This window comes from Micrococcaceae bacterium Sec5.7, assembly GCA_039636785.1.
Classification (GTDB): domain Bacteria; phylum Actinomycetota; class Actinomycetes; order Actinomycetales; family Micrococcaceae; genus Arthrobacter.
Map to the genome: position 1 here is coordinate 394,185 of CP144169.1, position 26,527 is coordinate 420,711.

23 protein-coding genes are annotated in these 26,527 nt (G+C 65.0%); 16 read left to right on the forward strand and 7 right to left on the reverse strand.

Translation table 11 applies throughout. From position 1 onward, the window contains the following. Window position 1: 1 nt before the first annotated feature. The 4 genes from V3C33_01745 to V3C33_01760 form a co-directional block, all read right to left on the reverse strand. Complete coding sequence (locus tag V3C33_01745; GenBank protein XAS68082.1) at window positions 2–2,362, reverse strand: hypothetical protein; 2,361 nt, start codon at window positions 2,360–2,362, stop codon at window positions 2–4. A 62-nt stretch (window positions 2,363–2,424) separates the two neighbouring features. Then, entirely contained in the window at window positions 2,425–2,787 is a 363-nt protein-coding gene (locus V3C33_01750) for a DUF6507 family protein (protein ID XAS68083.1), read from the reverse strand. 11 nt (window positions 2,788–2,798) lie between these two features. Then, window positions 2,799–3,104: a pore-forming ESAT-6 family protein gene (locus V3C33_01755; GenBank protein ID XAS68084.1), complete on the reverse strand. Its 306-nt coding sequence runs from the start codon at window positions 3,102–3,104 to the stop codon at window positions 2,799–2,801. 76 nt (window positions 3,105–3,180) lie between these two features. Then, a complete protein-coding gene (locus V3C33_01760) occupies window positions 3,181–3,519 on the reverse strand; it encodes a hypothetical protein (GenBank protein XAS68085.1) in 339 nt (112 codons plus the stop codon). 205 nt (window positions 3,520–3,724) lie between these two features. Between V3C33_01760 and V3C33_01765 the strand changes: the two genes are divergently transcribed. From V3C33_01765 to V3C33_01790, 6 genes are all read left to right on the forward strand, one after another. Then, window positions 3,725–3,985 carry a hypothetical protein gene (locus V3C33_01765; protein ID XAS68086.1) on the forward strand — a complete coding sequence of 87 codons (261 nt, stop codon included), beginning with the start codon at window positions 3,725–3,727 and terminating at the stop codon, window positions 3,983–3,985. Continuing rightward, window positions 3,982–5,304, forward strand: coding sequence for an EsaB/YukD family protein (locus tag V3C33_01770; protein XAS68087.1), 1,323 nt, complete (start codon window positions 3,982–3,984; stop codon window positions 5,302–5,304). Before V3C33_01765 ends, V3C33_01770 begins: the two co-directional genes overlap by 4 nt. Before the next feature lie 133 nt (window positions 5,305–5,437). Further along, complete coding sequence (locus V3C33_01775; protein ID XAS68088.1) at window positions 5,438–6,346, forward strand: hypothetical protein; 909 nt, start codon at window positions 5,438–5,440, stop codon at window positions 6,344–6,346. 3 nt (window positions 6,347–6,349) lie between these two features. Next, a complete protein-coding gene (eccCa, locus tag V3C33_01780) occupies window positions 6,350–10,297 on the forward strand; it encodes a type VII secretion protein EccCa (protein ID XAS68089.1) in 3,948 nt (1,315 codons plus the stop codon). Beyond that, on the forward strand, window positions 10,294–10,671 hold the full coding sequence (locus V3C33_01785) for a hypothetical protein (protein XAS68090.1): 378 nt from the start codon (window positions 10,294–10,296) through the stop codon (window positions 10,669–10,671). Before eccCa ends, V3C33_01785 begins: the two co-directional genes overlap by 4 nt. Beyond that, window positions 10,668–11,579: a DUF6177 family protein gene (locus V3C33_01790; protein XAS68091.1), complete on the forward strand. Its 912-nt coding sequence runs from the start codon at window positions 10,668–10,670 to the stop codon at window positions 11,577–11,579. Before V3C33_01785 ends, V3C33_01790 begins: the two co-directional genes overlap by 4 nt. On the opposite strand, the gene V3C33_01795 is transcribed toward V3C33_01790, so the two are convergent. Beyond that, window positions 11,570–12,991, reverse strand: a complete 1,422-nt coding sequence (locus V3C33_01795; protein ID XAS68092.1) for a MinD/ParA family protein — start codon at window positions 12,989–12,991, stop codon at window positions 11,570–11,572. The two genes, V3C33_01790 and V3C33_01795, sit on opposite strands and share 10 nt — an antisense overlap. Window positions 12,992–13,221: 230 nt before the next feature. Between V3C33_01795 and V3C33_01800 the strand changes: the two genes are divergently transcribed. The 4 genes from V3C33_01800 (at window position 13,222) to V3C33_01815 (ending at window position 16,857) form a co-directional block, all read left to right on the forward strand. Beyond that, complete coding sequence (locus V3C33_01800) at window positions 13,222–13,668, forward strand: PAS domain S-box protein (protein ID XAS68093.1); 447 nt, start codon at window positions 13,222–13,224, stop codon at window positions 13,666–13,668. After that, on the forward strand, window positions 13,631–13,996 hold the full coding sequence (locus tag V3C33_01805) for a hypothetical protein (protein ID XAS68094.1): 366 nt from the start codon (window positions 13,631–13,633) through the stop codon (window positions 13,994–13,996). The genes V3C33_01800 and V3C33_01805 overlap by 38 nt, the downstream gene beginning before the upstream one ends. Next, on the forward strand, window positions 13,963–14,814 hold the full coding sequence (locus V3C33_01810) for a bifunctional diguanylate cyclase/phosphodiesterase (GenBank protein ID XAS68095.1): 852 nt from the start codon (window positions 13,963–13,965) through the stop codon (window positions 14,812–14,814). The genes V3C33_01805 and V3C33_01810 overlap by 34 nt, the downstream gene beginning before the upstream one ends. A gap of 69 nt (window positions 14,815–14,883) precedes the next feature. Continuing rightward, complete coding sequence (locus V3C33_01815; protein XAS68096.1) at window positions 14,884–16,857, forward strand: EAL domain-containing protein; 1,974 nt, start codon at window positions 14,884–14,886, stop codon at window positions 16,855–16,857. A gap of 91 nt (window positions 16,858–16,948) precedes the next feature. Here V3C33_01815 and V3C33_01820 read toward each other — a convergent pair whose 3' ends face one another. Continuing rightward, complete coding sequence (locus tag V3C33_01820) at window positions 16,949–17,767, reverse strand: SDR family NAD(P)-dependent oxidoreductase (protein ID XAS68097.1); 819 nt, start codon at window positions 17,765–17,767, stop codon at window positions 16,949–16,951. A 206-nt stretch (window positions 17,768–17,973) separates the two neighbouring features. On the opposite strand from V3C33_01820, the gene V3C33_01825 reads away from it, so the two are divergent. Next, window positions 17,974–18,201, forward strand: coding sequence for a hypothetical protein (locus tag V3C33_01825; GenBank protein ID XAS68098.1), 228 nt, complete (start codon window positions 17,974–17,976; stop codon window positions 18,199–18,201). A gap of 112 nt (window positions 18,202–18,313) precedes the next feature. Here V3C33_01825 and V3C33_01830 read toward each other — a convergent pair whose 3' ends face one another. Continuing rightward, window positions 18,314–18,517 (reverse strand): cold-shock protein, encoded by a 204-nt coding sequence (locus tag V3C33_01830; protein ID XAS68099.1) that lies wholly within the window; start codon window positions 18,515–18,517, stop codon window positions 18,314–18,316. A gap of 474 nt (window positions 18,518–18,991) precedes the next feature. Between V3C33_01830 and V3C33_01835 the strand changes: the two genes are divergently transcribed. The 5 genes from V3C33_01835 (at window position 18,992) to V3C33_01855 (ending at window position 26,509) form a co-directional block, all read left to right on the forward strand. Beyond that, window positions 18,992–19,483 carry a universal stress protein gene (locus V3C33_01835; protein XAS68100.1) on the forward strand — a complete coding sequence of 164 codons (492 nt, stop codon included), beginning with the start codon at window positions 18,992–18,994 and terminating at the stop codon, window positions 19,481–19,483. Window positions 19,484–19,700: 217 nt separating this feature from the next. Further along, window positions 19,701–21,143 (forward strand): DUF3375 domain-containing protein, encoded by a 1,443-nt coding sequence (locus tag V3C33_01840; protein ID XAS68101.1) that lies wholly within the window; start codon window positions 19,701–19,703, stop codon window positions 21,141–21,143. Continuing rightward, the gene (locus V3C33_01845) at window positions 21,140–21,772 is read left to right on the forward strand and encodes a DUF4194 domain-containing protein (GenBank protein XAS68102.1); all 633 of its coding nucleotides are present in this window, start codon (window positions 21,140–21,142) and stop codon (window positions 21,770–21,772) included. Before V3C33_01840 ends, V3C33_01845 begins: the two co-directional genes overlap by 4 nt. Then, window positions 21,769–25,221 carry an ATP-binding protein gene (locus V3C33_01850; protein XAS68103.1) on the forward strand — a complete coding sequence of 1,151 codons (3,453 nt, stop codon included), beginning with the start codon at window positions 21,769–21,771 and terminating at the stop codon, window positions 25,219–25,221. Before V3C33_01845 ends, V3C33_01850 begins: the two co-directional genes overlap by 4 nt. Next, window positions 25,211–26,509: a Wadjet anti-phage system protein JetD domain-containing protein gene (locus V3C33_01855; protein XAS68104.1), complete on the forward strand. Its 1,299-nt coding sequence runs from the start codon at window positions 25,211–25,213 to the stop codon at window positions 26,507–26,509. Before V3C33_01850 ends, V3C33_01855 begins: the two co-directional genes overlap by 11 nt. Window positions 26,510–26,527: the final 18 nt, after the last annotated feature.

Consider the following 26,527-nt stretch of genomic DNA (forward strand, 5'->3'; position numbering starts at 1 on the left):
TCTAACCTCGTTTCATCGGCACGTTACTGAACGGCACGTCAACGAAGTCGTCTCCGTCAAAGGCATACGACAGCTTAAAACTCTCCGGCAACCCGGGCTTCGCCCCGGACGGCGTGTCCATCGACCAGTTCAAATCCACCGGCCGCCCCGCCTCCAAACGCCTCTTCACCTCGTCCATGATTTTCGCTTCTTCTTTGTAGAAAGCCGCGCCATCACTGACATTCGGCGCCCCCGCGCCGCGGTTCTGGAACTGATGCTGCGCAAACAAACCGATCCGCTCCCCGGGAGCCCCCAGAAACGACGGCGCCGAATGCCCGCCCTCATACCCCAGACCACCCACACGCTTCCCAGCCAGCAACTGCTGCCACGCATTCCGGTTCATATCCCCCGCCAGGGTCGACGTGACCCTCCCCGACACGCCCTGGGCGTGCCCGGAAGCATCCGTCGTGTACGTGAAAGTGTTCTCCAAACCGCCGTCGACCTTCGCCACCACGTTATACGTCACATTCGCCACCGGCTTATTCAACTCCGGCGACCACGCACCACGCACACCGGCAAACGTGTCCACCCGGACCACCTTGCCCGCGGCATCCGTATAGTACTTCTCGATCGAATCCACAGCGGACCCGGTCACCTGATGCATCTTGGTCCGGTGCTCGATCACATACTCAGTGTTCGGCTTCAACCCCCCACGGTCAGCGAAGTGATCCCTCTTACTGACCGGAAAATTAGCTTCACCATGCCTGAACACTATGGTCTGCTCGATATGGCCAGGTTTCGGGAAATACTCAACAGGTGCAATCATCTGGAGCTTCGCAGCCACCGGCACGTGGTCCGTCCGGACTTTAGCGGCGGCAGAGTCCAAACCATCCGCCATCCTGCCCATTGATCCATGCCCAAGACCCACTGCACCGCCAGGGGAAACGGCAACCCTCGGAAACGCCTGGTCAGTGGCCCGCAGCAGCGTAGAGGCGCCCTCCAGCGGGCGAACAACCGCATGCTCCCAAACAGCCCCCGGCGCTTTCGATACCGCCATCCAGGAATTGACCTTAAAGCCGGTCAAAGCATCAAGAGCCTTGGCCGTCGTCTGGGGCATGACAATGTCGGAGACCTTCAAAACCAAAGAACCCGGCTTGGATAAGACCGTCCCCGTTTTGTAAAGCCCCTGGGCAGAACTGCCCAACAGGCCTGAAACTTTCCCCAGCCGGGCACTGTCCATCGTGGCGATACTCAGCTTCTCAGCCGTGAGACCCGCCTTGCTCGCCAGGGAACCAGCCTTCACACCGGCCCCGGCACCCCCGGTGAAGACGGTAGAGACAACATTGAACGAGGCAGCACCAACGGCCCAGTTCGGGTTGGTGCCAGCCTCATCCATGTGAATAAATGCCGGCCCCATGGCACCGAAGGTATCCAGTGCCTGCTGAATCTGGGGCTTGTCGTTCTCCCATTGGTTGTTGACCCCGCTCAAAGCCCAGGTAAACGGCACGGTCGCGAGCATCCCGGCGGCCCCGACCAAGGTGTTGACACCGCCCCAGGCCTGGTCGCGCTTTGTGGCGTTAGAGGTCCCGGTCAGCGACCAGAGCCCGTCCACGAGTTCAACCGCCCCCGCCCCGAACCCCTGCAGTGTCCCCAAGAAGCCGTTGGGACGGTAGGGAACGGTCTGGGTGCCCCAGGGCTGCTGCTCACCGCCATGGTCGAGACCCATGAATGTGCCGGCATCCCACATCCAGTCATCCACCCAGTTCCCGGAACTTCTGTCTGTCTGCGGGGCTGTCTCGGATGTGTGGGCATGCCCGCCCGAGACCCTGGCCAAAGCCGCCGCGCACGTGTTCTGCGCTGTGTGATAGTCGTTTTCGATGGCCTGGACGTCGGAGGCAAGCGCGTTGCGGCGCCCTGTCAGATCAGCATCACCACTCCAATGTTGCTGTTCATGGCTGATTACCTGTTCGCCCCTGACCATGATGATTTTCTCCACCGAGGTGGGGAACGCGTCAATGTCCGCGTCCAAAACATGAACCTGCCGGCCGTAGGCCTCCAGACGCTGCTTCAGGTCGCGGCACGACACCGAAAACGCGGTCAGCGCCGCCGATGTCGATGACGCATCACGTGATACACGCTCAACTGTGGGGGTCACCTTCCCAAACGCGGCGAGCACGGCAGACGCTTCCTCAGAGGAATACGAGGAGCCCAATCCTGCCCACAACTGCGCGGACCTCGCCATCCCCGCCTGAAAATCGGCAGAATGCGAGGTCAAGTCCCGGGCCGCAACATCCAAGGAATCCACGTCAGGCAGCCGGAAACCACCGCTGGGGTCCAGGCCGGAGGAACCGACCGCAACGCAGACCTCGGGAAGCAATGCCATACCAGTTTCCAGTCCTTCACATAATGGGGGCCACGGTAAGCGGTTCTACTGCGGTACAGGCTCTACTGCGGAACGGGCCCGCGGGCAGTCCCGGCCGCAGGCGCCTCGGCGGCCGCCGCGCTCTGCTGGGCGTGTGCTGCCATGGCAAGATCCCCCTGCGCGTAAAAACTGACGGCCTGCACCGTAGAGGTAATGATCGTCCCGGACCTGTGCACCGCGTCATTGGTCCCCGTCGTAATGCCAAGGGTCAGCACATCGTTGAGTGCCGTCAGAACCACCGGAGCCTCCCCCGGAATCGAAGACGCCGCCAACTCCAGAGCCGCAGCCATCCCCGCCAATGCCGGGCCAACACTTTCCACCTGCGCCGCAGTAGCCTTGATGGTCGCCGCAGCCGCATCGACGTCGATATTCCACGCACCCGCCATAACTGCCCCCGTTACCCGATGCCCTGCACGGCGTTCCTGGCCGAGCTGATAGCCGTTGACGCGGTCTCGTCATTCAGGCCAAGAGTGCTCTTCACGAGCGCCACAATGGCCTTTGTTTCATTGGCGGCCGCGTTCCAGCGGGACTCCACCGCCTGGTACTCGGAATCAACCCCGTCCGCCCTGAAGTCAGCCATAGCCTGGCCCACATCAGCCTGCCGCTGACCGATCAACGACTCCAGCTGCGCTGCCAGCGCCTGAATGTCGCCCTGCACCTGGGCAGAAACGTTGGTATCAAAAGCGATTCTGTTAGCTGTCATGATTTTGCGGAGCCAGCCAAGGCCCCCACTCCATTTCCGTAGATTGAACACAGACCTGCGAGACGGAAAACGCCCGTCAGGCGCGGCCCTGGAAACGGGCGCCGTCGAAATCAGCGGACCCTTCACCCCGGCGGGCGTTATCACCCGCGGCGAGATCGCCCTGCTGGAACGCGGCGTTCATGCCACCCTGCCCCTGCACAATGCCCGCCAGCGCCGTATTCAGCTCAGACGCCACAAGATCCGAACGGTTCTTGAAATTATCAAACGCCGCCTTGCCCGCGCCGCTGAAGCGGCCCTCCAGCGGAGTCACCGCCTCAACAAAACGGCGAACGAGTGAGCCAAGGTCCTGGTTCGCTGAGTCGGTCTGCCTGTTCAGGTTTCCGACGGTCTCTGCGCCCATGTCGAAGATAGCCATATGAGAGTGCCCCGCAATCACTGTTGTCCGGATGCATTGCCGACGGCTGACGGCAATCACGCTATCCAGCATGTGCAACCGCACCCGATATGTCCAGTCGATGCACAAACATGTGGACAGAGACCATTTGACTTGCAAAGCGCGATCTCTTCCGGGGTAGGTTTGTCTGTGCCGTTATTTGCCATGGAAAGGAGCGGAGTCACGCGTGGGTGAAGACTATGATGCCCGGCTGCTGGAATCCGCAAAAGTCCGCAAACACCAGCTCGACGACGCCCTGCTGTTCGGTGGCAATGCCCAGGAGCGGAGCTACTCCACCAACACCATGAGACTCATGTATTCCCTCCTCATCGCGGCCCTTGTGGCCGCGGTCTGCGTTGGCTTCAGCTTCGTTCAGCACCTGCTCAGCGAGCGGAACAGTTCCGCAGCCGTTGCCCTCCTAGCGCTCTGGACGGAGCCCGGAGCATGACAAACGCCTTGACCCGGATAACCGTCATTGGCGAGCGCAGACACCTGGATCTGCGGTTGCCTTCCGATGAGCCGGTAGCATCCCTGATTCCCCAGATCCGGGACCTCCTGTTCGCCGATGTTGAAGATGCCCGGGAGCGGCCGGCCCCCACCGTCCTTACCACCGCCGTCGGCGTTGTCATCGAAGGTTCCCAGTCGCTCCGGTCCGCTACGATCCCCGACGGCGCCCGCCTTTACCTGCGCGACAAACGGGCCATCCCGCCGTCGCCCGAAGTTTATGATGTGGCGTCCTTCGCTGCCGAATCAACCGGGCGGTCCCCCGGGCTCTGGGCTGGCGCTCTGCGCACTGTCGGCCTGGCATCCGTCGCTGGATTGCTCATCGCCGGAAGCGGGAGCGCAGCGGTGCTGTTCCAGCATCCAGGGGCCAGAACGCCGTTCGGGATCGTGCTGGTTACAGCCCTGCTGCTGGCGGGATCGCTGCTGGGCCGCTTCTGGTCAGTGCCGGCGGGGCTGGCGGTGCTGGTGGCCGGCTGGATGGTCGGAGTTTCCGTTGCCATCACTGCCGGCGGCATTGCGCCCGGAGCGTTGCTGCTGTGCGCCACCGTCCTGGCGCTTGCCGCGGGAGGCCTGGGGACTCGACAACACATACCCTTCTTCGCGGCTGCGGCGCTGCTCGCCGTCCTCGGAGCACTGTGGGTGCTGGCGCAATTGAGCACCCGTGATGCGGCACTTGCTGCCGCCGTCACCGGAATAGTCAGTGTGCTCACGCTCGGGCTTGCGCCCAGACTGGCCACGGTGGTGGCCGGCCTGAGCGGGCTCGACGACGATCAGCGCCAAGGAGTGCGGCCGGACAGGCAGGGGACTCTGGACTCCTTTCACATGGCGCACCGCACGCTCGCCGGCTGGTCTCTGGTTTCCGCCGTGATGGCATCTGTCGCCGCGACGGTCATCTGCCTGGCCTGGGACCGCGCGGTATGGGGATTGCTGCTGGCTGCCGCGCTGCTGGGATCAGTAGTTTTCCGCGGGCTCTCGCTGCCGCTGTTCTGGCAGCGAGCCGGGGTCTACGCGGCGGCGGCAGGAGGCTTGCTGGCCACCACCATCGTCGTTTCGCTCCATTTCCAACAGCCCGCCTGCCTGCTGATCACCGGCGTGGTTGGTGTGCTGGTGCTTGCGGCCGCCCAGGGCACAGTCCGAGCCCAGACGGGGGCCAGGCTGCGTGTCCTTGCCGCGCGCGCAGAAATGATCTGCGTGCTGGCCACCATCCCACTTGCACTGGGGTTGTCCGGCACCTATACACAACTAGGACAGACCTTTGGCTGAGCAACCTCGACTGGGATTTCCATTGAGTCCGCAGGCACCAATTGCCGGGGACCAAGCCCCTGGCCCGGAGGCCCCACCCGGGTTTCCCGGCATGGCCCCACGCCCGCACCACGCTCATAAGCCAGGCGCTGGGGTGGGGCAGGAAGCGCCCTGGCTCCCTCCAAGTGCCCCGCCTGCTGCTCAGCACCGGCAGCCGCCGACGAAAACCGTCCGCAAGACCTCCGGAGACACCTGGTGGCAACGGCTCCGGTTCGAAGCCACGGACGCGCTGACGTCGGGAGCTCTCTCCGAACGCCTGGTTCGGGCATCGTCTGCTGTGGAAGCACCCATCACCACCGGCCGCCGTGTGGTTGTGTTAGGTGTAGCCGGCGGCATCGGAACCACAACAGTGGCCGCCTTGATTGCCAAACTATTGGGAAGCATCAGGCAGGAAGCCGTCATGGCCATTGATGCCACTGACGAAACCGGCCGCCTCCTGCACTACGCCGGTGCCGAGCAAAATTCTCTCCTCTCCGCGGCTGCGGCCAAGCTGCGAGCGCAGCCCGTGCGGACCCTGCCGGATGTGGTTGAACCGGCGGCGCCTTGCGGGAACCAGGTCTTCGCGCTCGGACGCGCGGACGTGCCCGCAGCCTCGGATGCAACCATCGGCTCCGCCGAGTGGACGGATCTTTCCGCCATATTTTCGCGGTTTGTGGCAGTGACCGTGGTGGACGCCGGTGCTTCCCCACGTTCCCGGCATACCGCAGCGTTACTGGAAACGGCCCACGCAGCAGTGGTGGTGGCGCCCGATACCGATTTCGGAGCTGCCAGGGAAGCCGCCGTCCGGGCCGTCCTTGCTGCCGCACACCCACGCACACCCGTAATCACCGTACGGACCCGCTCCAGCCAATTGGGTGAACAGGCGGAGGACGATGCCGCGCTGCCCTTCGACCGGCATCTTGCCGACGGCGGCCCCATCAAGCTCAGTCAGCTGGGAGCCCGGACGCGCATCGCCGCCACCGAGATCGCCGGCAGTGCACTGTCCGCGGCCAACCGGCGGTAGACAATGACCACTAAAATCATCCACCGTCCGGCGCGGACGGCCCCGCCCCAAACTCCGACTCCGGCGGCAGTGCTGGACGCGCCACCGCAACTGCCCACGGGCAGCGGCGGCATGAATCTCCTGGCCCTGGTGCCGATGCTGGGGGCGGCTACGTCAGTGACAGTCATGATGCTCTTCCGTGGCTCGTCCCTGGCAGGAATCGGCGCCATCATGATGGTGGTCACCGTTCTGGCCTCCCTGGCACTCGCGTTCTCGCAACGGGGGAAGTCCTCGCGCCAGCGAAGCCAGAAACGCCGGCTCTACATGGAGTATCTGCGGAGGCGGCACAAGGAATTCGAGGCCGACGAACGCCAGGCAAGGATTTCGGCCAACCGCAGCCACCCGCTGGCGGAGCAACTCCTTGAATTGGTTGTGGAGGACCCGCACAGATTGTGGGAAAGGCGCCGCACCAGCCCTGACTTCCTTCTCACGCGCATCGGAACGGGCGTTGTGCCCCAGCGAAGCATCGCGGTCCAGGACAGCGGAGATGCTGTTGAACGGCCTGACACCTTCATGCTGGCCGAGGCTGAGCAGCTCCGGCAGCGTTTCACCGCAGGCCCGCATATGCCGCTGACGTTGCCCTTGGCGGGCGTTTCAAACGTATCCATCATCGGAGACCGGAAAACAGCCCTTGCTGTCTGCAGGAGCATCCTGACGCGCGTAGCGGCCTCGCAGTCACCCGAAGACGTGGAGCTGGCACTTGTGGTGGCTGACGGTCACCATGCCAGCTGGGAGTGGGCAAAATGGCTGCCGCATTTGCTGGACCGGACGGGGCACCCCCGGCAATCTTCTGACCTCAGCGAGATGGCACGGCTGCTTCGCTCAAGCTTGGATCTTCGGCTGGCGGCGCTGGCTGCCGCGTCACGGAACTTCCAGCATGTGCCGGCCGAGGCCCTGCAACGGCTGGTGATCATCAGCGATCTGCCGGGGCAAAATGCGCGGCAGTTTCCGGGCCTCCCGGCGGACGTTTCGCTCGCCGACCTGGCTGTGACACGGATCCATCTCCTCACCGATCAGAAGCAGGAACCCGACAGCGTGGACCTGCGGCTCAGCGTCGATTCCGGCAAGGTCACGCTGGAGCACACCGCGAACGGCCTGACGGTCAGCGGGTATGTGGATGACGTCCACCCTGCGGTCTCCGAGTCCATTGCCCGCGCCCTGGCTCCGCTCCGCCTTTCCGAACTGTCGCACGAGTTCGGGGAGCACAAAGCATCAAGAAGCTACGCGGAGTCCCTGGGGCTGGAAGGGTACACCGCGGACTCCGTGCACAAATTGTGGGTCACCCCCCGGGGCCCTGATTTCCTGCGTGTGGCCATAGGCACCGGTGACGACGCCTCGCTGGTCTATCTGGATCTGAAGGAGCCGGCGAAACAGGGCATGGGCCCGCACGGCATCTGTGTGGGGGCCACCGGCTCCGGCAAGTCGGAACTTTTACGGACGCTGGTGTTGTCCCTCCTCACCACGCACTCCCCGGAGGACCTGAACATGGTGCTGGTGGACTACAAGGGCGGCGCAACGTTCGCGCCCTTCGCTGAAGCACCCCATGTGTCCGGCCTGATCACCAACCTTGTCAGTGACGCGAGCCTGGTTGACCGGATCTACGCCAGCCTGTCCGGTGAAGTGGTGCGCCGCCAGGAACTCCTGAAGTCCGGCGGGGACTTTTCGCACATTGACGAATACCGCAGCGCCCGCGACCGCACCCCGGACAATCCGGCTTTGAGCCGGCCGCTCCCCTACCTTTTCGTCTGCATCGACGAATTCGGGGAGCTCCTCACCGCCCGGTCCGATTTCATCGATCTCCTCCTTTCAATCGGACGAATCGGACGCTCGATCGGCATTCACCTGCTCCTGTCCAGCCAGAAGGTGGAATCCGGGATGCTGCGCGGCCTGGAAACGTACCTGGCCTACCGGATTGCCCTGCACACCAACTCCGAGAGTGAAAGCCGTACCGTCATTGACGTTCCGGACGCTTACTACCTCCCCAGTGCCCCGGGCCATGGAATTCTGAAGGTGGACACCACGGTGTTCCGCCGCTTCAAAGCCTCCTACGTCTCCGGGCCGCTGCCGCTGCCGGACAGCGAGGAGGAGAGCCCTGCCACGGACATCCTGCCGGTGACAGCCTTCAGTCTGCGCCGGCCCGGCCCGCAGGAACAGACGACGCCGGCCCGCCCGGCACCCGCACCCTCATCCGGTTCCAGCCCGGCCGCCGACGCCCCCACTATCCTTTCGACGCTGGTTGGCTTTTCCTCGTCTGCTCAACGGTCAACACCGCCCGTCTGGCTCCCGCCGCTGCCGCTCGCCGTCTCGTTGTCCGGGACAGGTGCGTCGCTGAACCTCACCTCCGCCGGCCCCCGGCTGGATCAACCCGGCCATCTTTGCCCGGCGGTAGGTGTGCTGGACGACCCTTCGCGCCAGTGGCAGGGCCCGTGGCACCTGGACCTGACTGCCCGGGGCGGCAACCTGGCTGTGATCGGTGCCCCTCAGAGCGGCCGCAGCACCGCCCTGCGGACCATAGCCGCGGCCCTGGCGCTCAGCCACACCGTGCAGGAAGTGAACCTGTACGGCATCGACCTGCTCGGCAACTCCCTGACGGGCTTGGCGGCGCTCCCGCACAGCGGCGGCATGGCCGGGCGCGGCAACCGTGAATATCTGCGCCGAACCATCGAAGAAGTCCACTCGCTGGTGAACGCCCGCCAGGATGTGTTCGAGGCGCACCGGATAGACACAGTGCACGCCATGCGGACGGCCCGCGCCCGCGGCGGACTTGAGCAACTGGGTTGCACGGATGTGTTTCTCTTCATCGACGGCTTCGGGGCGCTGACCTCGGAGTTTCCCGAAATCGAAGAGCTGGTCCATGACGTGATGACGCGGGGCAGCACCTTCGGCGTGCACGTCATCGTGAGCGTCCGGACCTGGTCCGAAATCCGGATGGCCCGGCAGTCCCTGCTCGGCAACCGGATCGAACTCCATATCTCGGACCCTGCAGATTCTATCGACCGCAGGCTCGCCACCACCCTTGGTGCGGGCCGGCCCGGCAGGGCGCTCACCCTGGAGAAGACCATCGGGCATTTCGCGCTCACCTCGCTGGAGAGCCACCCTGAACCTGATGAAGCCGCCCGCGATCTTCACGAGCTGTGCCAGTCTGTCCGAAGCGGTGCCCAAAGCACAGCCCCCGCAGTCCGGGTGCTGCCGACCGCCGTCGTTCTTCCCCCGTTGCCGGAACGCTTGTCGGCCATCGAACTGGGCGTCCGGGAACAGGACCTGGCAACGGAATCCCTGGAGCTCTTCGGGGCTGACCGTTGCCTCATCATCTTTGGCGATCCGGAGACCGGCAGGACCAATTTGCTGAAATCCGTTGCCTCCCAGCTGCTGGACAGTCATGCTCCGGGGGACCTCGTTTTTGCTGTCTTCGATCCCCGGCAGAAACTGCGGGGCTTCATTCCGGATGAGTATCTGGGTCAATACGCTCCCAACGCCCTGGTGGCGGCCAAGCTCTCCGAGTTCGTGGCGGGCCAGATCCAGGACCGGCTGGGAGACGGCAGCACGCCAGCGCTCACCACCCCCAGGATCGTGGTGCTGGTTGACGACTACGACATTCTCAGTGCGGCCGGCAACCAACCGCTGCGGACGTTGGCGGCAAGCATTCCCGCAGGGGCGGACGCGGGCCTGCACACAGTCGTGGCAAGCCGCATCAGCGGGGCCGCCGTCGCCATCCATGACCCGTTCCTTGGTGCTGTCAAAGCAGCAGGCGGACCCGTGGCCATGTTCTCCGGCGACAGGTCAGAAGGTGTGATCGCATACGGCGAGCGCCCGGTCCACCTCCCCGCGGGGCGGGCGCGGATACTGCGTCCGGGCCGGCGTCCGCTGGTGATACAGACTTTCCAGCATCTCGATAAGGACGGGGCCGAGTGAGTTACGACTTCTACCTGATCGCCGCAACAGATCCCAGGGAAGGCGACTTTGCCAGGACCTGCTCATTTTTTGAGGATAAGTTCCGGCTGGAACCGGCTGGCGATTCTGCGCACCTCATACTCAGCCTTGCCGACGAGCAGCTGGCCCTGGTTTCCATGCCCAGCCTGACCGACCACGATGAGCTGCTGCGCATTTACGGGGAAAGCGTGGCGCGCCAGCTCGGGACAACTGCCTGGGTCTCCGAGGTCAATTGCCCCGATGACAAGGACACCGCGGAGGCCGCGCGGACGTTCCTCATGATCGCTGTGCTCGACACGTGCGGCCTGGTGATCGATCCCCAGAGCAATGAGATTCTGAATGCGCTGGACTCATGAACCAGCCGGTGCCGTTGCATTTCATCACCGCTCCCGGGGCCAGGCCGTGGAAGACCCATGCTCTGGAGAGTGCCCTGAGGAACGTCCCGCCCGGCAAGCTCCCCGCTTTCGCCACGGCCGGGGATGCCCAGCCCAGCTACGGCCTCATCGCCTTCCTGAAGGCCGTCAACGTAGCCTGGGTCAGACCCACCCCGGACGGCCAGGGTGTGGAAAATGCCTTGGGCACTCTTCTTGGCACAGACGCCCCCCTTGCCGCCGGCGGCCTCGCTGTCACCGGCAGTGTCCTGCATCCTGCCAACCGCACCTCACGGATCGGCGCGTATACGGGCCGGATGCTGGAGCCGTTCCAGGTACAACCATTGCGCACGGGAGCCACTGAACCCCTCGCCTGGCAGTGGGAAGTCGACGCGATTACGGGCTGGTTCCACGAGCGTATGCCCTGGTCCGCCCTCATCTTCTCCGGCAACCACGTGACGGGGCTGCTGACCGCAGTGCGGACAGACGCCGGCGTTGTGGAGTCCTTCGACGCTTTAGTCACCACCGGCAGCCCCCTCGGTGAGGCTGTCCGGGACGCCGCCATACAGCAGGCAGCGGCCCTGAACTCGATGGATTTCAGCATGGACCTGCACTTCGGGGCCGATGAACTGGGAGTCCACGCGGGCGCCGACGGGTACCGCGTTCCGCTGGGCACGGTGCTGGGACCGGACTTCGTCAAGGGCATGGACCTCACCGCACAAGCGCTGGAAGGCGTGGGCCTGGCGCTGCTGGGTGCCCGCCCTTTTCAGCACCTGGCTGTGACGTTTCCGCTGGTCAGTGCGTGGGACGGAGGCCGGGGGCAGGCGCTGCGCCAAGGAACCTTCCAGATGCAGCGGCCGGACTCCCGGCGGGGCAACCGGGCCTATACGTAGCCGTCCACAATTGCCGCAGCAATCTCCTTGTAGGCCCGGCGGGTATTGCCGGAGATCTTTTCGAGGGAGATCCTGTCGCCGTCAGCCACCCCGCGGTCATGGGGGACGGTGATCAGCCTGCGGCAGTATCCCGCCAAATGCTGCTCGATTGCCCTCTTGTCCACCCGGGTGGACACCTGGTCCTTGTCCGTGACTACCACAATCGCGTTCCGGGCGAGGTTTTCATAGCCGTGGCCAGCAAGCCACTGCAGGGTATTGCGGGCACGCTTCGCACCGCTGACGGCATATCCGGAAGCGATGACCAGGTTGGTTGCCCTGGGCAGGACGCCTGCCATGGCCGGGTGTGAGACTCCTGTGCCGCAATCCGTCAAAGTGACCGAATAGTACTGCGACACCAGGTGGTGGATCTTGGAATACTCGTCCGCTGTCAGCGCGTCGGACAGCGCCGGGTCCTGCTCCCCTGCCACCAGGTGCAGCCTGTTGGCGTGGTGCATGTAGTCCGTCAGTGCGGTGAGGGAACTGATGGCATCGATGTCCCGGACAATATCGGTGACAGTGCGGGGCTTGACCTTCTGGTAGAGCATCTCCCCCAGCGCCCGCTCGGCAAGGTCTCCGCTGTCCGGGTTGGCGTCGATTGCGCAGGGGTGGTCACCACGGTACTCGGCAAGAATCATGCCCACGCCCACTGTGGTTGACGTCTTGCCGATGCCTCCCTTGAGGCTAAGAACGGCCGTGTTGAAGCTGCCGGACAGCGGGCGGGCTATCCTCCGATCCAGCTCGGCCTCGTCCTGGTCCCTGGCGCTGGGACCCAGGTTAACGAATCCTCCGGTGGCGGAGTACAACGCTCCCCTGACCCCCGTGGCTGGCCGCGGACGGTCCGGCCTGACGAACTGGGTCTCTGCGTGCGGGGTTGCATAAGGCGAGTTTGCGCCGTCAGCCCCGCCCGCCGTCGTCGTGCTCTGCGGAGACATTGGGCCCAACCGCGGAAACGCCTCCCGTGTGGAGGAAGGCACTGGTGCGGACGGAGGGACTGATGCGGACTGGGGCACTGATGCGACGCCGGGGCCGGGGATCCTTTCGATCGGCAGGCCCGGCGCCAGAGCGTCGAAAGCCTGGACCCGGGGGGCCGCCGTTTCAGGGGCAGGTGCCGCGGGGGCCGGAATCTGTGGAGCGTCCGCGATGGCTTCTGCAGTGCCGTCCGGCAGGACCTGGAAGCGGCCCTCCTGGCCGCTGGAGTGGTCAACAGCGTGGGCGAGTGCCGCTGCACCGGAACTGCGGGCGTACTCGGCAAGGACCGCGATGGCCGCCGAGTACGGGTCCATCCCGGGAGGCGGTGCGATTTGCTCACCGCCGACAGTCACCTTGCCGTCGGCGAACACCTCTACGCGTGTGGCCCCCAGATCCATCGCCATGCTCCTCAAATACTGCGTGCGCCGAGCGGCGCCACCTCAGCGATACTAGTCCTTTCGGTCAGACAGTTCATGTCACCCCAAGGCTCGCATCAAAGGCTCACGTCAAGGGGAGGCCGCTCCGAGCTGCGTTCAATCAGGTCCTTGCAGGTCATCCAGGTGCCCATTCCCGAAATATTCGAGGTCTCGGCGCGCCCCGGAGACCTCTATGATTTCCAGAGGGACGACTCTGAATGGAACATTTGTGGTCTCAAGTGATTGTGCCCGGTGACGTGATGGTGCCATCGCCGCCCCCGGCACCAGGCGCCGGTTCCGGACCCAGCTACCAGGCCGTGATCGACTCTGTGCCTGATGCCCTGCTGCTGGTCACCGAGGACGGCACCATCAGCCTGGTCAATGCTGCTGCTGAACGGATGTTCGGGTACACGAGGGACCAGCTGGTGGGCCAGGACCACCGCATTCTGCTGGCCGAGGGTTTCCGTGAAGGTTTCCGGAAGCTGTTCAACAGCCTGCGCCGCGACGCCGGCATCTCCATGAACGTCTCCGTGCGCGGCACCTCGCACGGAGGAGGCGGATGCCGGCCTGCGCGAGGCGATGTCCCTGTTGAGCGCCACGCTGGAATCCACTGCGGACGGGATCCTGGTGGTCAGCACCGATGGGCAGATCGCCGGAATCAATGACCAGTTTGTCTCGATGTGGGGTATTCCGCGCGAATTGCTGGCCACCCACGATGACGAAGCCGTGATGGGTTTCGTGCTGAGCCAGCTTTCGGATCCGGCTGCCTTCCTCGAGAAGGTCCAGGAGCTGTACGCCAACCCGTTGGCGGAAGCAACGATGTGCTGGATTTCACCGATGGCCGCACCTTTGAACGGTATTCGCGTCCGCAGAAAGTGGCGGATAGCGTGGTGGGCCGAGTGTGGAGTTTCCGTGACGTCACCCCGCGCCGGTTCGCGCAGGAACAGGCCAAGCGAGCCATGGCTGATCTGGCCGAGCAGGCAGCCCAGCTGAAGGCGCTGGCGTTCCAGGACCCGTTGACGGGCCTGGCCAACCGCAAGCTGTTCAACGATCAGCTGTCCGAAGCGATTCGCGGGGAGTCCAGCACCGCCGTCGACGTCCTCCTGCTGGATCTGGACGACTTCAAGGAAGTCAACGACATCTTGGGCCATCATGCGGGCGACCAGATGCTGATCGAGGTGGCCCGCCGGCTGCGGTCCTGCGTCCGCCCCGCCGACACCGTCGCCCGGCTGGGCGGCGACGAATTTGTGGTGCTCCTGACCGGGTCCACGGAGGCGGATACCGTGGCGGAACGCATCGTGGAATCGCTGAACGAGCCGGTGTGGATGGACGGCACCATGCTGCGCCCCAGCCTGAGCCTGGGGCTCGCCTCGATTAGCCAGGATGCCGTGGGCGCCTCTGAACTGCTGCGGCGGGCAGATGTGGCCATGTATGCAGCCAAGGCGGCCGGCAAGAACCGGTACATGCGATTTCAGCCGGAGATGATGGCGGCCCTGGTGCAGCGCACGGATATGGAGGCCGGGCTGCAGCTGGCGGTTGACCGCGGCCACATCACGGTCCACTTCCAGCCCATCATCTCGCCCCGGCTCGGCGAAGTGGTGCAGCTGGAGGCGCTGGCGCGCTGGGAACGGGACGGCGAAATGATCCCTCCTGCGCAGTTCATTCCGACGGCGGAGCGCAGCGGCCTGATCTCCGCGATCGGCACGCAGGTGATGACCGCCAGTTTCATGCAGCTCCGCTCCACGGCTCCCCGAACTCAACGGCAGCCGCTCCGGCCCCAACACGACTCAGGAAATTGTCCGCCATTGTGACTTTCCTCTCAGGGGAACCTATGCTTTCTGAAACGCCGGCACGCTGCATTCATCAGCGTGCCGGCACTCATGTCCATTGCTTGGGGGCCGGCAAACACCGTGGAACTTGGATTCGCACAAACATTTCTGGAGAAGGGCCCCGATGCGCTGTTGCTGCTCGACGCCGACGGAACCATCTCCTTCCTGAACGGAGCCGCAGCGGAGCTCTTTGGTTACCCCCGTGAGCAGCTCCTCGGGGCACACCACGGCATGTTGCTGACCGAGGATTGCCGCGGGGGTTTCCCGAGGGTTTTCAGCAGCCTGGGACGGCGGACGCCCCTGCACGGCCGGCCGCCGATTGAATGCGTCGGGCTCCGGAGCGACCAGACGGAAATCCCGCTGCAGGTCACCTGCTCGCTGATCAGCGCGGGAGACGGCACTGCAATGGCGGTAGCCGTCCGGGGCGCGGTTCACCGGCCGGACGCCGACGCCGGGCGCCGGGGAACCGGGCGCCGGGGAACCGGGCGCCGGGGAACCGGGCGCCGTCGGGCCGGCCGCCGCCGGGCCGTCACCTTGCTGGACCCGACCCTGGACCCCACTGCCGACGGCATCGTGGTGCTGGCTCCTGACGGCCGGATCACCGGTGTGAACGAGCGGTCCTTCCCGAGGTGGGGCATGCCGGGTGGGCTGCTGGCGGAGGACCAGGCCCGTCGCGCCATAGCCGAGCTCGCCGAGCTGAAGGCGCTGGCCTTTCAGGATCCGCTGACGGGGTTGGCCAACCGGACCCTGTTCAAGGAGCAGGCAACTGCGGCGCTGCGGACGTCCGAGTCGGTGGATGTGCTGTTGTTGGACCTTGACGACTTCAAGGAAGTCAACGACGTGCTGGGGCACCATGCAGGCGACGAAATGCTCGTGGAAGTATCCAAGCGGCTGCGCGCCTGCGTGGGTCCGCACGGAACAGTGGCCCGCCTGGGCGGCGACGAGTTCGTACTGCTCCTGGTGGGCTGCAGGGACCCGGACACCGTTGCGCAGCGCGTTGTGGACTCCCTGAAAGTCCCGGTGTCCATTGAGGGCACGCTGATCCGTCCCGCCATCAGCCTCGGGGTGGCGTCGCGGGACGGCATGGCGGTGACCTCGTCGGAGTTGCTGCGCCAGGCGGACGTGGCCATGTATGCCGCCAAGGAAGCCGGAAAGAACTGCTACAGGCGGTTCAGGCCGGAGATGCTGGCGGCCCTGCTGGAGCGCACCACGATGACCGCCGGGCTGCGGCATGCCGTGGAGCTTGGCGAGATCACGGTTCATTACCAGCCGGTGGTGTCCCTGCGGCGCGGCGCAGTAGTTCAGTTTGAGGCGCTGGCCCGGTGGGAGCGGGACGGGGTTCTTATGCCCCCGGCGCTGTTCATTCCGACGGCGGAGCGCAGCGGGCTGATCAGCGAAATCGGCACGGAGGTGCTGCGGCGCAGCTGCTCGGAGCTGCGTCCGTGGCTGGCAGGGGATCCCGGCAGGTCGCTGGCGGTGAATGTCTCCGGCTCGCAGCTGCAGCACAGGGATTTTGCCGAGGGGGTGCTGAGCATGACCGCCGGCTGCGGTGTGGATCCGCACCAGCTGGTGCTGGAGGTGACGGAGAGCGTGTTTTTCGACGCCGACAGCCACGTGATTCTGCAGCTCGGAAGCCTGCGCAACGCCGGCGTCAGGGTGGCCCTGGACGATTTCGGCACGGGATATTCCTCGTTGGGTCGGCTGCACGACCTCCCGGTGGACGCTGTGAAGATCGATCGCTCCTTTGTGTCAATGGTGCGAACCGGTACCGAGAAGCTGCCCATCCTGACATCCATGGTGAACATGGCCCACACGCTGGGGCTGAAGGTCACGGGGGAAGGAATCGAGACACCAGCACAGGCAGAGTACCTGAGGGCCCTGGACTGCGATTCCCTGCAGGGCTTCCTGTTTTCCCGTCCGTCCCCGGCCGCGGGCCTGGAACGGACCGTGCTGAAATCAGTCGAGGCTATCGGCGCGCTGGAGGGAGCGCGGATGGGCGCGGCAGCTGGCTCGGCGCGTGCTTGATCGCGGGACCCGGTGATCGAGCCTGCCGCCCGGTGATCGAGCCTGTCGCCCGGTGATCGAGCCTGCCACCCGGTGATCGAGCCTGTCGAGATCAGCCCCTGACCATCTCGGCACTCCGGTCCCACAGCTCCCGCGCCAAATCCGCGTCGTAGGCCTGCGGGTTGGCCTTGGCGAGCGCCCGCTTGGCGTAGTACGCGCCGGAGATCCAGTCAGTTCCGGCCTTGCCGTTGGCGAGCCACACCAGCGTGTCCGCGCCTTCCTCGGGCGTGAGCAGGAAGCGGCTGAGGACGGTCTTGTAGGCGAACCGCATGGGGCTGGTGGATTCGGCCGCGAAGTTGGTGGCCACCCCGCCCGGGTGGAACGCCGCCGTCGAAATTCCTGCCTCGCCGTAGCGGTGGCGGAGCTCCGAGGTGAAGAGGATGTTGGCAAGTTTGCCGTTGCCGTAGGCGCGGTTGGTGGAGTATTTGCGGGCGGCGTCGAGGTCGTCCAGGTCCAGCCTGCCGAAGGAGTTGGCGCCGCTGGAGGTGTTGATGACCGTCGCGCGGCTGGCAGTGAGCACATCGATCAGCCCGGTGGTCAGCAGGAACGGTGCCAGGTGGTTGACCTGGAAGGTCTTCTCGTGCCCGTCCACGGTGAGTTCGCGCCGGCCCATGATGCCGCCGGCGTTGTTGGCCAGGACGTCGATCCGCGGGTACTTTTCCTTCAGCGCAACGGCCAGCGAGCGCACCTGGGACAGGTCCGCGAAGTCGCAGACGAAGTAGTCGGCACCCAGTTCTTCCGCCACCGCCTTAGTCTTCTCCGCAGACCGCCCGACGACGACCACCCGCTCCCCTGCCTTCGCCAGGGCCCGCGCGGCTGCTGCCCCGATGCCGTCGCTGGCTCCGGTGATGACGATGGTGCGTGCAGGCATTGATGTGTCCTCTGTACGGTGATTGAGCTTGTGTACGGTGATAGAGCTTGTCGAAATCAAGCTCGTCGACGTTCCCTGTGGTTGAACCTGTCCAACCTTGCGGTTCGAACAGGCGCCTTCCGCAACCTTACCCAGTCCCCCGGCGTTATCCACAGGCGCAGATTTCCCGCAGCGGACCTCAGCCCTGAACTGGCACGATGTACGGCATGGGGACACAATTCACCGTTAACAACATCGCCCTGCGCAGCCAGGCCCGCAGCTTTGAAGGCCTTGACGAGCAGTTAAGCTCGACGACGGCGTGGTCGGCCGATTCCTGCCAGTCGCCTCGTGCTGCGGCGGTCCAGGTCCGCCGGGACGGCGCGTGCGGTGATGCCGGCCCGCTCACGTCCGGCTACACCAAGGTGATCGAGCCTGTCGAAACCTCCGCTGGTTGAGCTTGTCGAAACCCGTCATCACCGCTTAACGCAAAAGCAGGGCCGGTCAATGACCGGCCCTGCTAGAAACCTTGCGGTTCCGGACTCAGAAGAGTTAGTTAGAAACTAAGTCTTAGAGAGCCTGGATGTTTACGGCCTGAGGACCCTTGGGGCCCTGCTCGGTTTCGAAGGAGACCTTCTGGTTCTCTTCGAGTGAGCGGAAGCCGGAAGAGGCGATCGCGGAGTAGTGTGCGAAGACGTCCTGTGAGGAGTCATCGGGGGAAATGAAGCCGAAGCCCTTTTCAGCGTTGAACCATTTGACGGTACCTGTAGCCATTATTTTTGTCCTTCGTGAAGGTGGAGAAGAAGTCCCGACTGTCGGGTCCTCCGGTGTGGGGTGTTTTTCACCGCTACTTCAGAAGAACGCGGTCTTGCAACCGCGCGTAATGCTCTGAACTACCAAATACTCAAACACAACAACGGTCTCTACTGTACACGAGATTCCCACCGCCCCTTCCCACCAAGTGATCACCGCCCTTTCGACGGCGGCAGATCGTACGGGAGAGCCATGTCGAGGGCGGTCGCCAAGAATGCCGCGCGGCCCCTTTTGATCCCTGTTATTACCGGTCCCGCTCTGCCATTCTTAGAGCAAAGAAGATCAACGAATTACCCAGAAATCCGGACAGAGACCCGCCCGCCGGGGCCCCGAACCGCGCACCGTACACGCATCTCCACCGCCGGTCCGGGCACCCATTCCACCATGAATCGTCAGCGCCAGCAGGCGGCGCTGCAGGAGTAAAGGAGAACACTGATGGATACGGAAGCAAGCCGGATCGTTGTAGGGGTTGACGGATCCGAGTCCTCAGTCGCCGCGTTGCGCCTGGCGGCTCGGCTGGCACCGGCGCTCGACGCACAGGTGCACGCAGTGCTCTGCTGGGATTTCCCCCAAATCTACGCAGGTTATGTCCCACCGGATTTCGCAGCCTACCAGGGCGCCGCGGCCCGGAGACTTTCTGAGGTCGTGACGAAGGCATTCGGGACCGAAACGGCCCCTGATGTCGCTACCAAACTGGTGCGGGGGCCCGCTGCGGAAAAGCTCGTTGAAGAGGGCTCCATGGCCCAGATGATCGTGGTGGGACGGCGAGGCCGCGGCGGCTTCAGGGGCCTGCATCTGGGGTCGGTGAGCTCCGCCTGCGTATCGCATGCCGACTGTCCTGTTGTGGTGGTGCATGAGGAGAGAACACACGAATCCCATCATCGGACGGAACGCAAAGCCCGGGGTGAACACACCGTTCAGCACTAATCCTCCACCAAGCTGGTGTCCGCCGGCCGCCCCAGGCGAGCGCCGCACAAGGCGAGCGCGGCACAAGGCGAGCGCGGCACAAGGCGAGCGCGGCACAAGGCGAGCGCGGCACAAGGCATGCCGCCGCCGTTCCGTTCGGGCCGCCCGGGTGCAATTATCATTGGAAGCAGCCCAAGAGCTGACGCTGAAGTCAGAAACCCCTGCAACCAAGGATCGGATGGACTACTACGCAATCAGTTCGCTGCGTGACAACCACGCAGGTTGGCAGCTGCTGCGCGCCCAGAACGCCCCTCTGGCCGTGTCCCTTTTCATGGCCGCGTTCACAGGGCCGAACCAGCGCAACATCGGCCGCCAGCAGCTCATCGATGTCCTGGATGATGTGCTGTTCGGACTGCGGGATGCCTACGGCGAGGAGAAGTTCCCGCGCCAGGCATCGGAATACCTGGACGACTGGGCCGCACCGGAGAAGGCCTGGCTGCGGAAGTACTACCTTCCCGGCCAGGACGAGCCGCGCTACGATCTCACAGCTACCGCGGAGGATGTAGTCCGCTGGGTGGAGAGCCTGCGCGGCCGGGACTTTGTGGCCACCCAGTCACGGCTGACCAGCATCTTCGCCGTACTAAAACAGCTCGTCCAGCAGTCGGAAACGGACCCCGAGGTCCGGCTCGAAGAGCTCCAGCGCCAACGCGACGGGATCGACGCCGAGATGCAGCGGATCCGCGACGGCAACATCCGCGTCATGAGCGCCCCCGAAGCCCTGGACCACTTCCAGCAACTGACGGCACTCGCCAAGGACCTGCTCTCCGACTTCCGGGAGGTCGAACAGAACTTCCGCAAGCTGGACCGCCAGGTCCGCGAACAGATCGCCACCTGGGACGGGACACAGGGCGAGCTGCTGGCCTCGATCTTCGCCAACCAGCAGGACATCAGCAGCTCCCTGCAGGGCCGGACCTTCCAGGGCTTCTGGGACTATCTGATGTCCCCGCAGTTGCGCACTGAACTGCGGGACCTGCTGGAGCGGGCCACCCAGATCGAGGCCCTCGCCAACATGGACAACCTCAACGCCGTGGCCAATCTGCACCAGGACTGGCTGCCCGCCGTCGAGCAGACCCAGGCCACGGTCCGCCAGCTCTCCCAGCAGATGCGGCGGCTGCTCGATGACAAGGTCTTCCTCGAGAACAAACGCATCATGCAGCTGATCCGGAGCGTCGAGTCGGGTGCGCTGGCCACCCGGGAGGCGCCGCCGTCGGGCGTTTTTATTGAAGTGGCCGCACCGTCCGTGGACGTCGCGCTGCCCTTTGAACGGCCCCTGTATGAACCGAGCCGGAGGATCATGGTGGATGACAACGCGGTTGCCGCCGATGACACGGATGTGGACGCGGGCGCGCTGTTCAGTCAGTTCCATGTGGACACGGAGCGGCTGAAATCCAATATCGACGCCGTACTTGGCGATGCGGAGCAGGCCAGCCTCGCGGAGATCGCCGATGCCCATCCGCTCTCACAGGGCCTGGCCGAAATCGTCGCCTACTACCAGCTGGCCACGGAGTCAGACTGGGCCAGCATCAACCCCGAATCGTCCCAGCAGCTGTCCTGGTCCCTGCCGGACGGCAGCATCCGGGAAGCCACCATTGACCAGATCATCTTTGTGAGGCCCGCATGAACCCCGCCGCAGAAACGGAAGCCCGCACACCGGAGGAGCTTCCCGGCGTCGTCACCAGGCTCTTCAAGGGGGTGGTCTACGCCGAAGGCGATGAAAAGGTCTGGCAGTCGCTGCTGGGCCTGGCCTCCCATGTCCGCGACTACGTTGCCGTGCTAGGCCTGGACCTGATCCTGGACGAGTCCGAGGGCTACGCGTTCCTGAAGTCGCGGGAGGATCTTGACGGCACCCTCCCCCGGCTGATCCCCCGGCGCCCTCTGACCTTCAATGTCAGCCTGCTGCTGGCACTGCTGCGCGGCCGGATGCTGGAGTTTGACACCAACAGCAGCGAGCTCCGGCTCATCATGACGGAGCAGGACATTGCGGACATGGTCTCGGTCTTCCTGCCCGAATCCAGCAACGAGGCCCGGATCCTGGACCAGCTCGGGGCCAACATCAAGAAGGTGGTGGAGCTCGGTTTCCTGCGGAAACTGCGCGGACAGACGGGCACGTACGAGGTGGCCCGCATCCTCAAGGCCTATGTGGACGCCCAGTGGCTGGAGGAGTTCGACGCGCGGCTGGCGGACTACCGCTCGTCGCTCGCAGGGACGGCGGCTGCCGGCACCGGGAAAACGGAGGTGGAAAGCAAATGACCACTGAGCTGACTAACACTGAGCTGACTAACACTGAGCTGCAGGACAGCCTTTTCAGCCTGGATGAAAAAGCGGACGACGCCGGTACTCCCCCGGGCTTCCGGCTGCACCGTCTGGAGCTGCTCAATTGGGGCACCTTCCACCAGGGGATCCGCACCTTCCGGCTGGACGGCTCCAACAGCCTCCTCACCGGTGACATCGGCTCCGGAAAGTCCACGGTGGTGGACGCCATCACCACCCTGCTGCTGCCTGCCAACCGGATCGAGTACAACAAGGCCGCGGGTGCGCAGAAAAAGGAACGCACCCTGATGTCCTATGTGCGGGGGTTCCACAAGAGCACCCGCAGCACCGGCGGCGAATACTCCAAGCCGGTGGCGCTGCGCGGGACGGGCCAGCTGACCGTGGTGCTGGGCGTTTTCCACAACGCCGTGCTGGGCAAGTCGGTCACCCTGGCCATCACGCTCTGGGCCATGCAGGAAGCGGGCCAGCCCAACCGCTTCTACTCGCTGGCCGAAACCGATCAGTCCATCGCGGAGGACTTCGCGAACTTCGGCCAGGACCCGGCCAAACTGAAGAAGAAACTCAAGGCCGCGGGCGTAGTTGTCCACGATTCCTTCGACCCCTACGCCGCGGCGTTCAAGAGGCAGTTCGGCATCACCGGGAACCAGGCCATGGACCTGTTCCACCGCACGGTGTCCATGAAGCAGGTGGAGAACATCACCCACTTCGTGCGCACCAACATGCTCGAGGAGGACGACGTCGCCGCCCGGATCGGCAACCTCATCCACCACTTTGATGACCTGAAAAAAGCCCACGACGCGGTGCTGCGGGCCAAGGACCAGATCGCCCTGCTGACGCCCATCCAGGACGGCTCCGCCCAGCACGCGAAACTGAGCGGCGAGGACGAGCTGGCCCGCGCGCAGCGGGACAAGCTGCATCCGTGGTTCACCGACCAGCGCCTGAAGCTGAGCCTCGAACACCAGACGGAACTGCGGAGCACGGGGGTCAGACTGCAGGAAGACAGCAGCAAACTCGCCACCGAAATCACCCAGCTCCGCCACGACTTGTCCGCTGTCCAGGAGGACATCCGCAGCAACGGCGGCGGGCGCCTGGCCGCCATCGATGCCGAAGCCGCCCGGCTCGGCGAGGAATCCCGGAGCCAGCGGGCGCGGTTCGAGAACTACACCGCCGCCGCGGCAGACCTTGGCCTGCAGGTCCCGGAGGACCGGGTGCTCTTCGACGCCAACCGGGCCCGGCTCACCGAGGTGGAGGCGGAGCTCGGCACCCGCTCGGATGGGCTGCAGGACAGCCGCACCGAGCTGACCATGACGCGCACGGCGCTGACGGGACATGCGGGCGACATCGCTGCCGAGCTGACCAGCCTGCAGTCCCGCCCCAACCTGCTGCCGCGTCCGCAACTGGAGCTCCGCCGTCGGCTGTGTGACGGGACCGGAATCAAGGAGACCGAGCTGCCGTATGCCGGCGAGCTGCTGCGGGTCCGCGACGGCGAAGCCGCGTGGGAGGGCGCCGCGGAACGCACGCTGCACGGCTTTGCACTCTCGCTGCTGGTGCCTTCCGAGCACTATGCCGCGGTGAGCAGCTGGGTGGACGGCAACAACCTCCGCGGCCGGCTGGTGTACCTGAAGATCGGCGAATCGTACGCGCCCAAGGCCGCCGAGCCGGGGACCCTGGCCGCGAAGATCGCCATCAAGCAGGGCACGCCGTTCCGCGATTTCCTGCTTGATGAACTCAGCAGCCGGTTCGACTACTTCTGCTGCGATAATCTGGCGGACTTCCGCCGCTACCCCAAGGCGCTGACCGCCAACGGCCAGCTCAAGGGCGGCAGGGGCCGGCACGAGAAGGATGACCGCCGGGACCTGGCGGACCGGCGCAACTATGTGCTCGGCTGGGACAACCACGACAAAATCAGCCGCTTCCGCGCCGAACAGGATGAGGTCAAGGGCCAGCTCAGCGTCGTCGCAGGCCAGCTCGTCAAGGTCAATGCTGCCCTGGGCGCGCTCGGCCGGCAGAACCAGCAACTGGGCACCATCCGCGGGGTGGCCGATTTCGCCGAGATCAGCTGGCAGCTCACCGCCCGCCGCATCGAGGACCTCAAGGCGGAGAAGCGCGAGCTCGAGTCCGCCAGCGATGTGCTGCGGCAGCTGACGGCCAAGGAAGCCGAGGTAAGTTCGCGGCTGGGGCGCCTCGAGTCGCGGGCCGATGACGTCCAGCGCCGCGTCGGGTCCAATGAGGGTGCCGCCAAGGACATCGCCGAGGCGATCGAGGAATGCCGCGGGATTCTCGCGGAGACTCCCCTGGCAAACTCCAAAGAGGCGGACGACGCCGGTGTGCTGGCCGCCGTCGCCAAGCTCGCCGGCGCTGTCCTCGGCGACAAGCCGCTCACCTATAAGAACACCGGCACGGTGGAAAGCGCCGTGCGGTCCGGGCTGACGGACACCATCGATGCCCTGTCCAAACGGATTGCCCGTGCGGCGGAAACCACCGTGCGGCTGATGGCCGATTTCCGGAACAAGTACCCGAACGAGACCACCGACATCGACGCCGCGCTCGAGTCCGCCGGGGACTTCAACCGGCTCCTGGAGCAGCTGGTCAGCAACGACCTGCCCCGGTTCGAGGCGCATTTCAAGGAGTCGCTGAACCAGAACACCATCCACGAGGTGGTGGCCTTCAACGCGTTCCTGGACAGCCGCCGCCAGGATATCGTGAACCGGATCGGCGAAATCAACCTGTCCCTGGCCGGGATTGAGTACAACCCCGGCCGTCATATCCAGCTGGAGCACCAGAACACCACGGACCTGGATGTGCGCCAGTTCGGGATGGATCTGCGGGCCTGTTCGGAAGGGACCATCGGCGACGAGGACCAGTACTCGGAGCAGAAGTACCTGCAGGTGGAGCGGCTGATCGAGCGCTTCCGGGGCCGGGACGGCTACACCACGCTCGACGAGCGGTGGACCGCCAAGGTCACTGATGTGCGGAACTGGTTCACGTTTTCCGCCTCGGAGAAGTGGACCGAGACCGGTGAGGAGTTCGAGCATTTCACCGACTCCGGCGGCAAGTCCGGCGGCCAGAAGGAGAAGCTCGCCTACACCATCCTCGCCGCGGCCCTGGCGTTCCAGTTCGGTCTGGCGTCCGGCAAGAATGCCGGCAAGAATGCCGGCAAAAACGCGGGCAGCGGGCGGAGTTTCCGGTTTGTGGTCATTGACGAGGCGTTCGGCCGCGGCTCGGATGAGTCCGCGCGGTATGGCCTGGAACTGTTCCAGCGGATGAAGCTGCAGCTGCTGATCGTCACCCCGCTGCAGAAGATCCATGTGATCGAGCCGTTCGTGTCGCACGTGGGATTCGTGGCCAACACCAACGGCGACGATTCCCAGCTGCGCAACATGACCATCCAGGAATACCGGGACGAGCGGGACCGGCGTGCCGGCTGAGTCGTCGGCCGGCAGGGCACAGGGCTGGACCACGCTGGCGATGCTCCGCGCCCAGTCGCAGAAGGCCTGGGACAGCGGAGCGCTGCTGCGCGAACTGCTGGAACCCTCGGGTGTGTATCCGCGCCGCCGTCCGCTGAAACGCCCGACGGCGGCCACCCTCCGGAGCGACTACACGGCGGCACGAGCGTGGGCGGCGGAGTTGTTTGCGGCCACTGGTCACTTCGCACTGGACACCGCGGAGGTGGGCCGCACAACCATCGGACCCAACCTGTTGCCTGCCGCGGCAGTGTTTGGCTCCACGGGTGATGAGATTGCGTTTGTGGGCAAGTCGAAGGACGCGGCCCGGTTCCGTGAGCTCGTCGAGGGGTTGTCGGCCATGGAGCCTGCCTTCCGCGCGTGGGCACTGAGGCGGCCATTGCGGCTGCTGGAACTGGGCGGTGACGCTCTGACCGCGGCCCGGGTTGCGCTGTGGCTGCGGGACAACCCGGAACCGGGCGTCTACGTGCGGCAGCTCAGCCTGCCCGGAGTACATACCAAGTTCATCGAGCACCACCGGAAAGTGATTGATGAACTGGCTGCGGAGCAGCGCGCAGACCCGCGGCTCCCAGTGGACGCTGCGGAAGATGCCGTCCTTCCGGAAGTGGCCGCAGAGCCAGGGGCGTTGCTGGGCCAGGCACCGGCCCGGACGCCGGCGGCACGCTTCGCCGCGCGGCACGGTTTCCTGCACCCGCCCGAGCTCGTCAGGTTCCGGGCCCTGGACCCCGGAATGCCGCTGCTGGGCGAGGCCAGGGATCTGACCGTCACGGCCGAGGCGTTCAGCACCCTGAACCTGCCGTTCCAACGAGTGATCGTCACCGAAAACCTGGTCAACTTCCTGGCCCTAACGGAAGTGCCCGGCGGGCTGGCCATTTACGGCGGCGGATACGGGTTCTCATCACTGCAGGACGCCGGCTGGCTCCGCGACTGCGAGGTCTGGTACTGGGGCGATCTGGATACCCACGGCTTCCGGATCCTCGACCAGCTCCGGGCGGTCCATCCCCACGTGGTCAGCGTGCTGATGGACCAGGCCACCCTATTGGCACATCGTGATATCTGGGGCAGCGAGCCAGCTCCTTCCCGGGCCGCGCTCGGCAGGCTCACCGCCGAGGAGTCTGCGCTCTATGACGCGTTGGGCAGTAATCAGTTCGGGCAGTCAGTCCGGCTGGAACAGGAGCTGGTCCGCTGGGACTGGGCTTCGGAGCGGCTTCTCGGCGGGGGAAAGACCAGAGGTCAAGCGCAAGCGCGATGAGTTCCAGGTGCCCGCCCG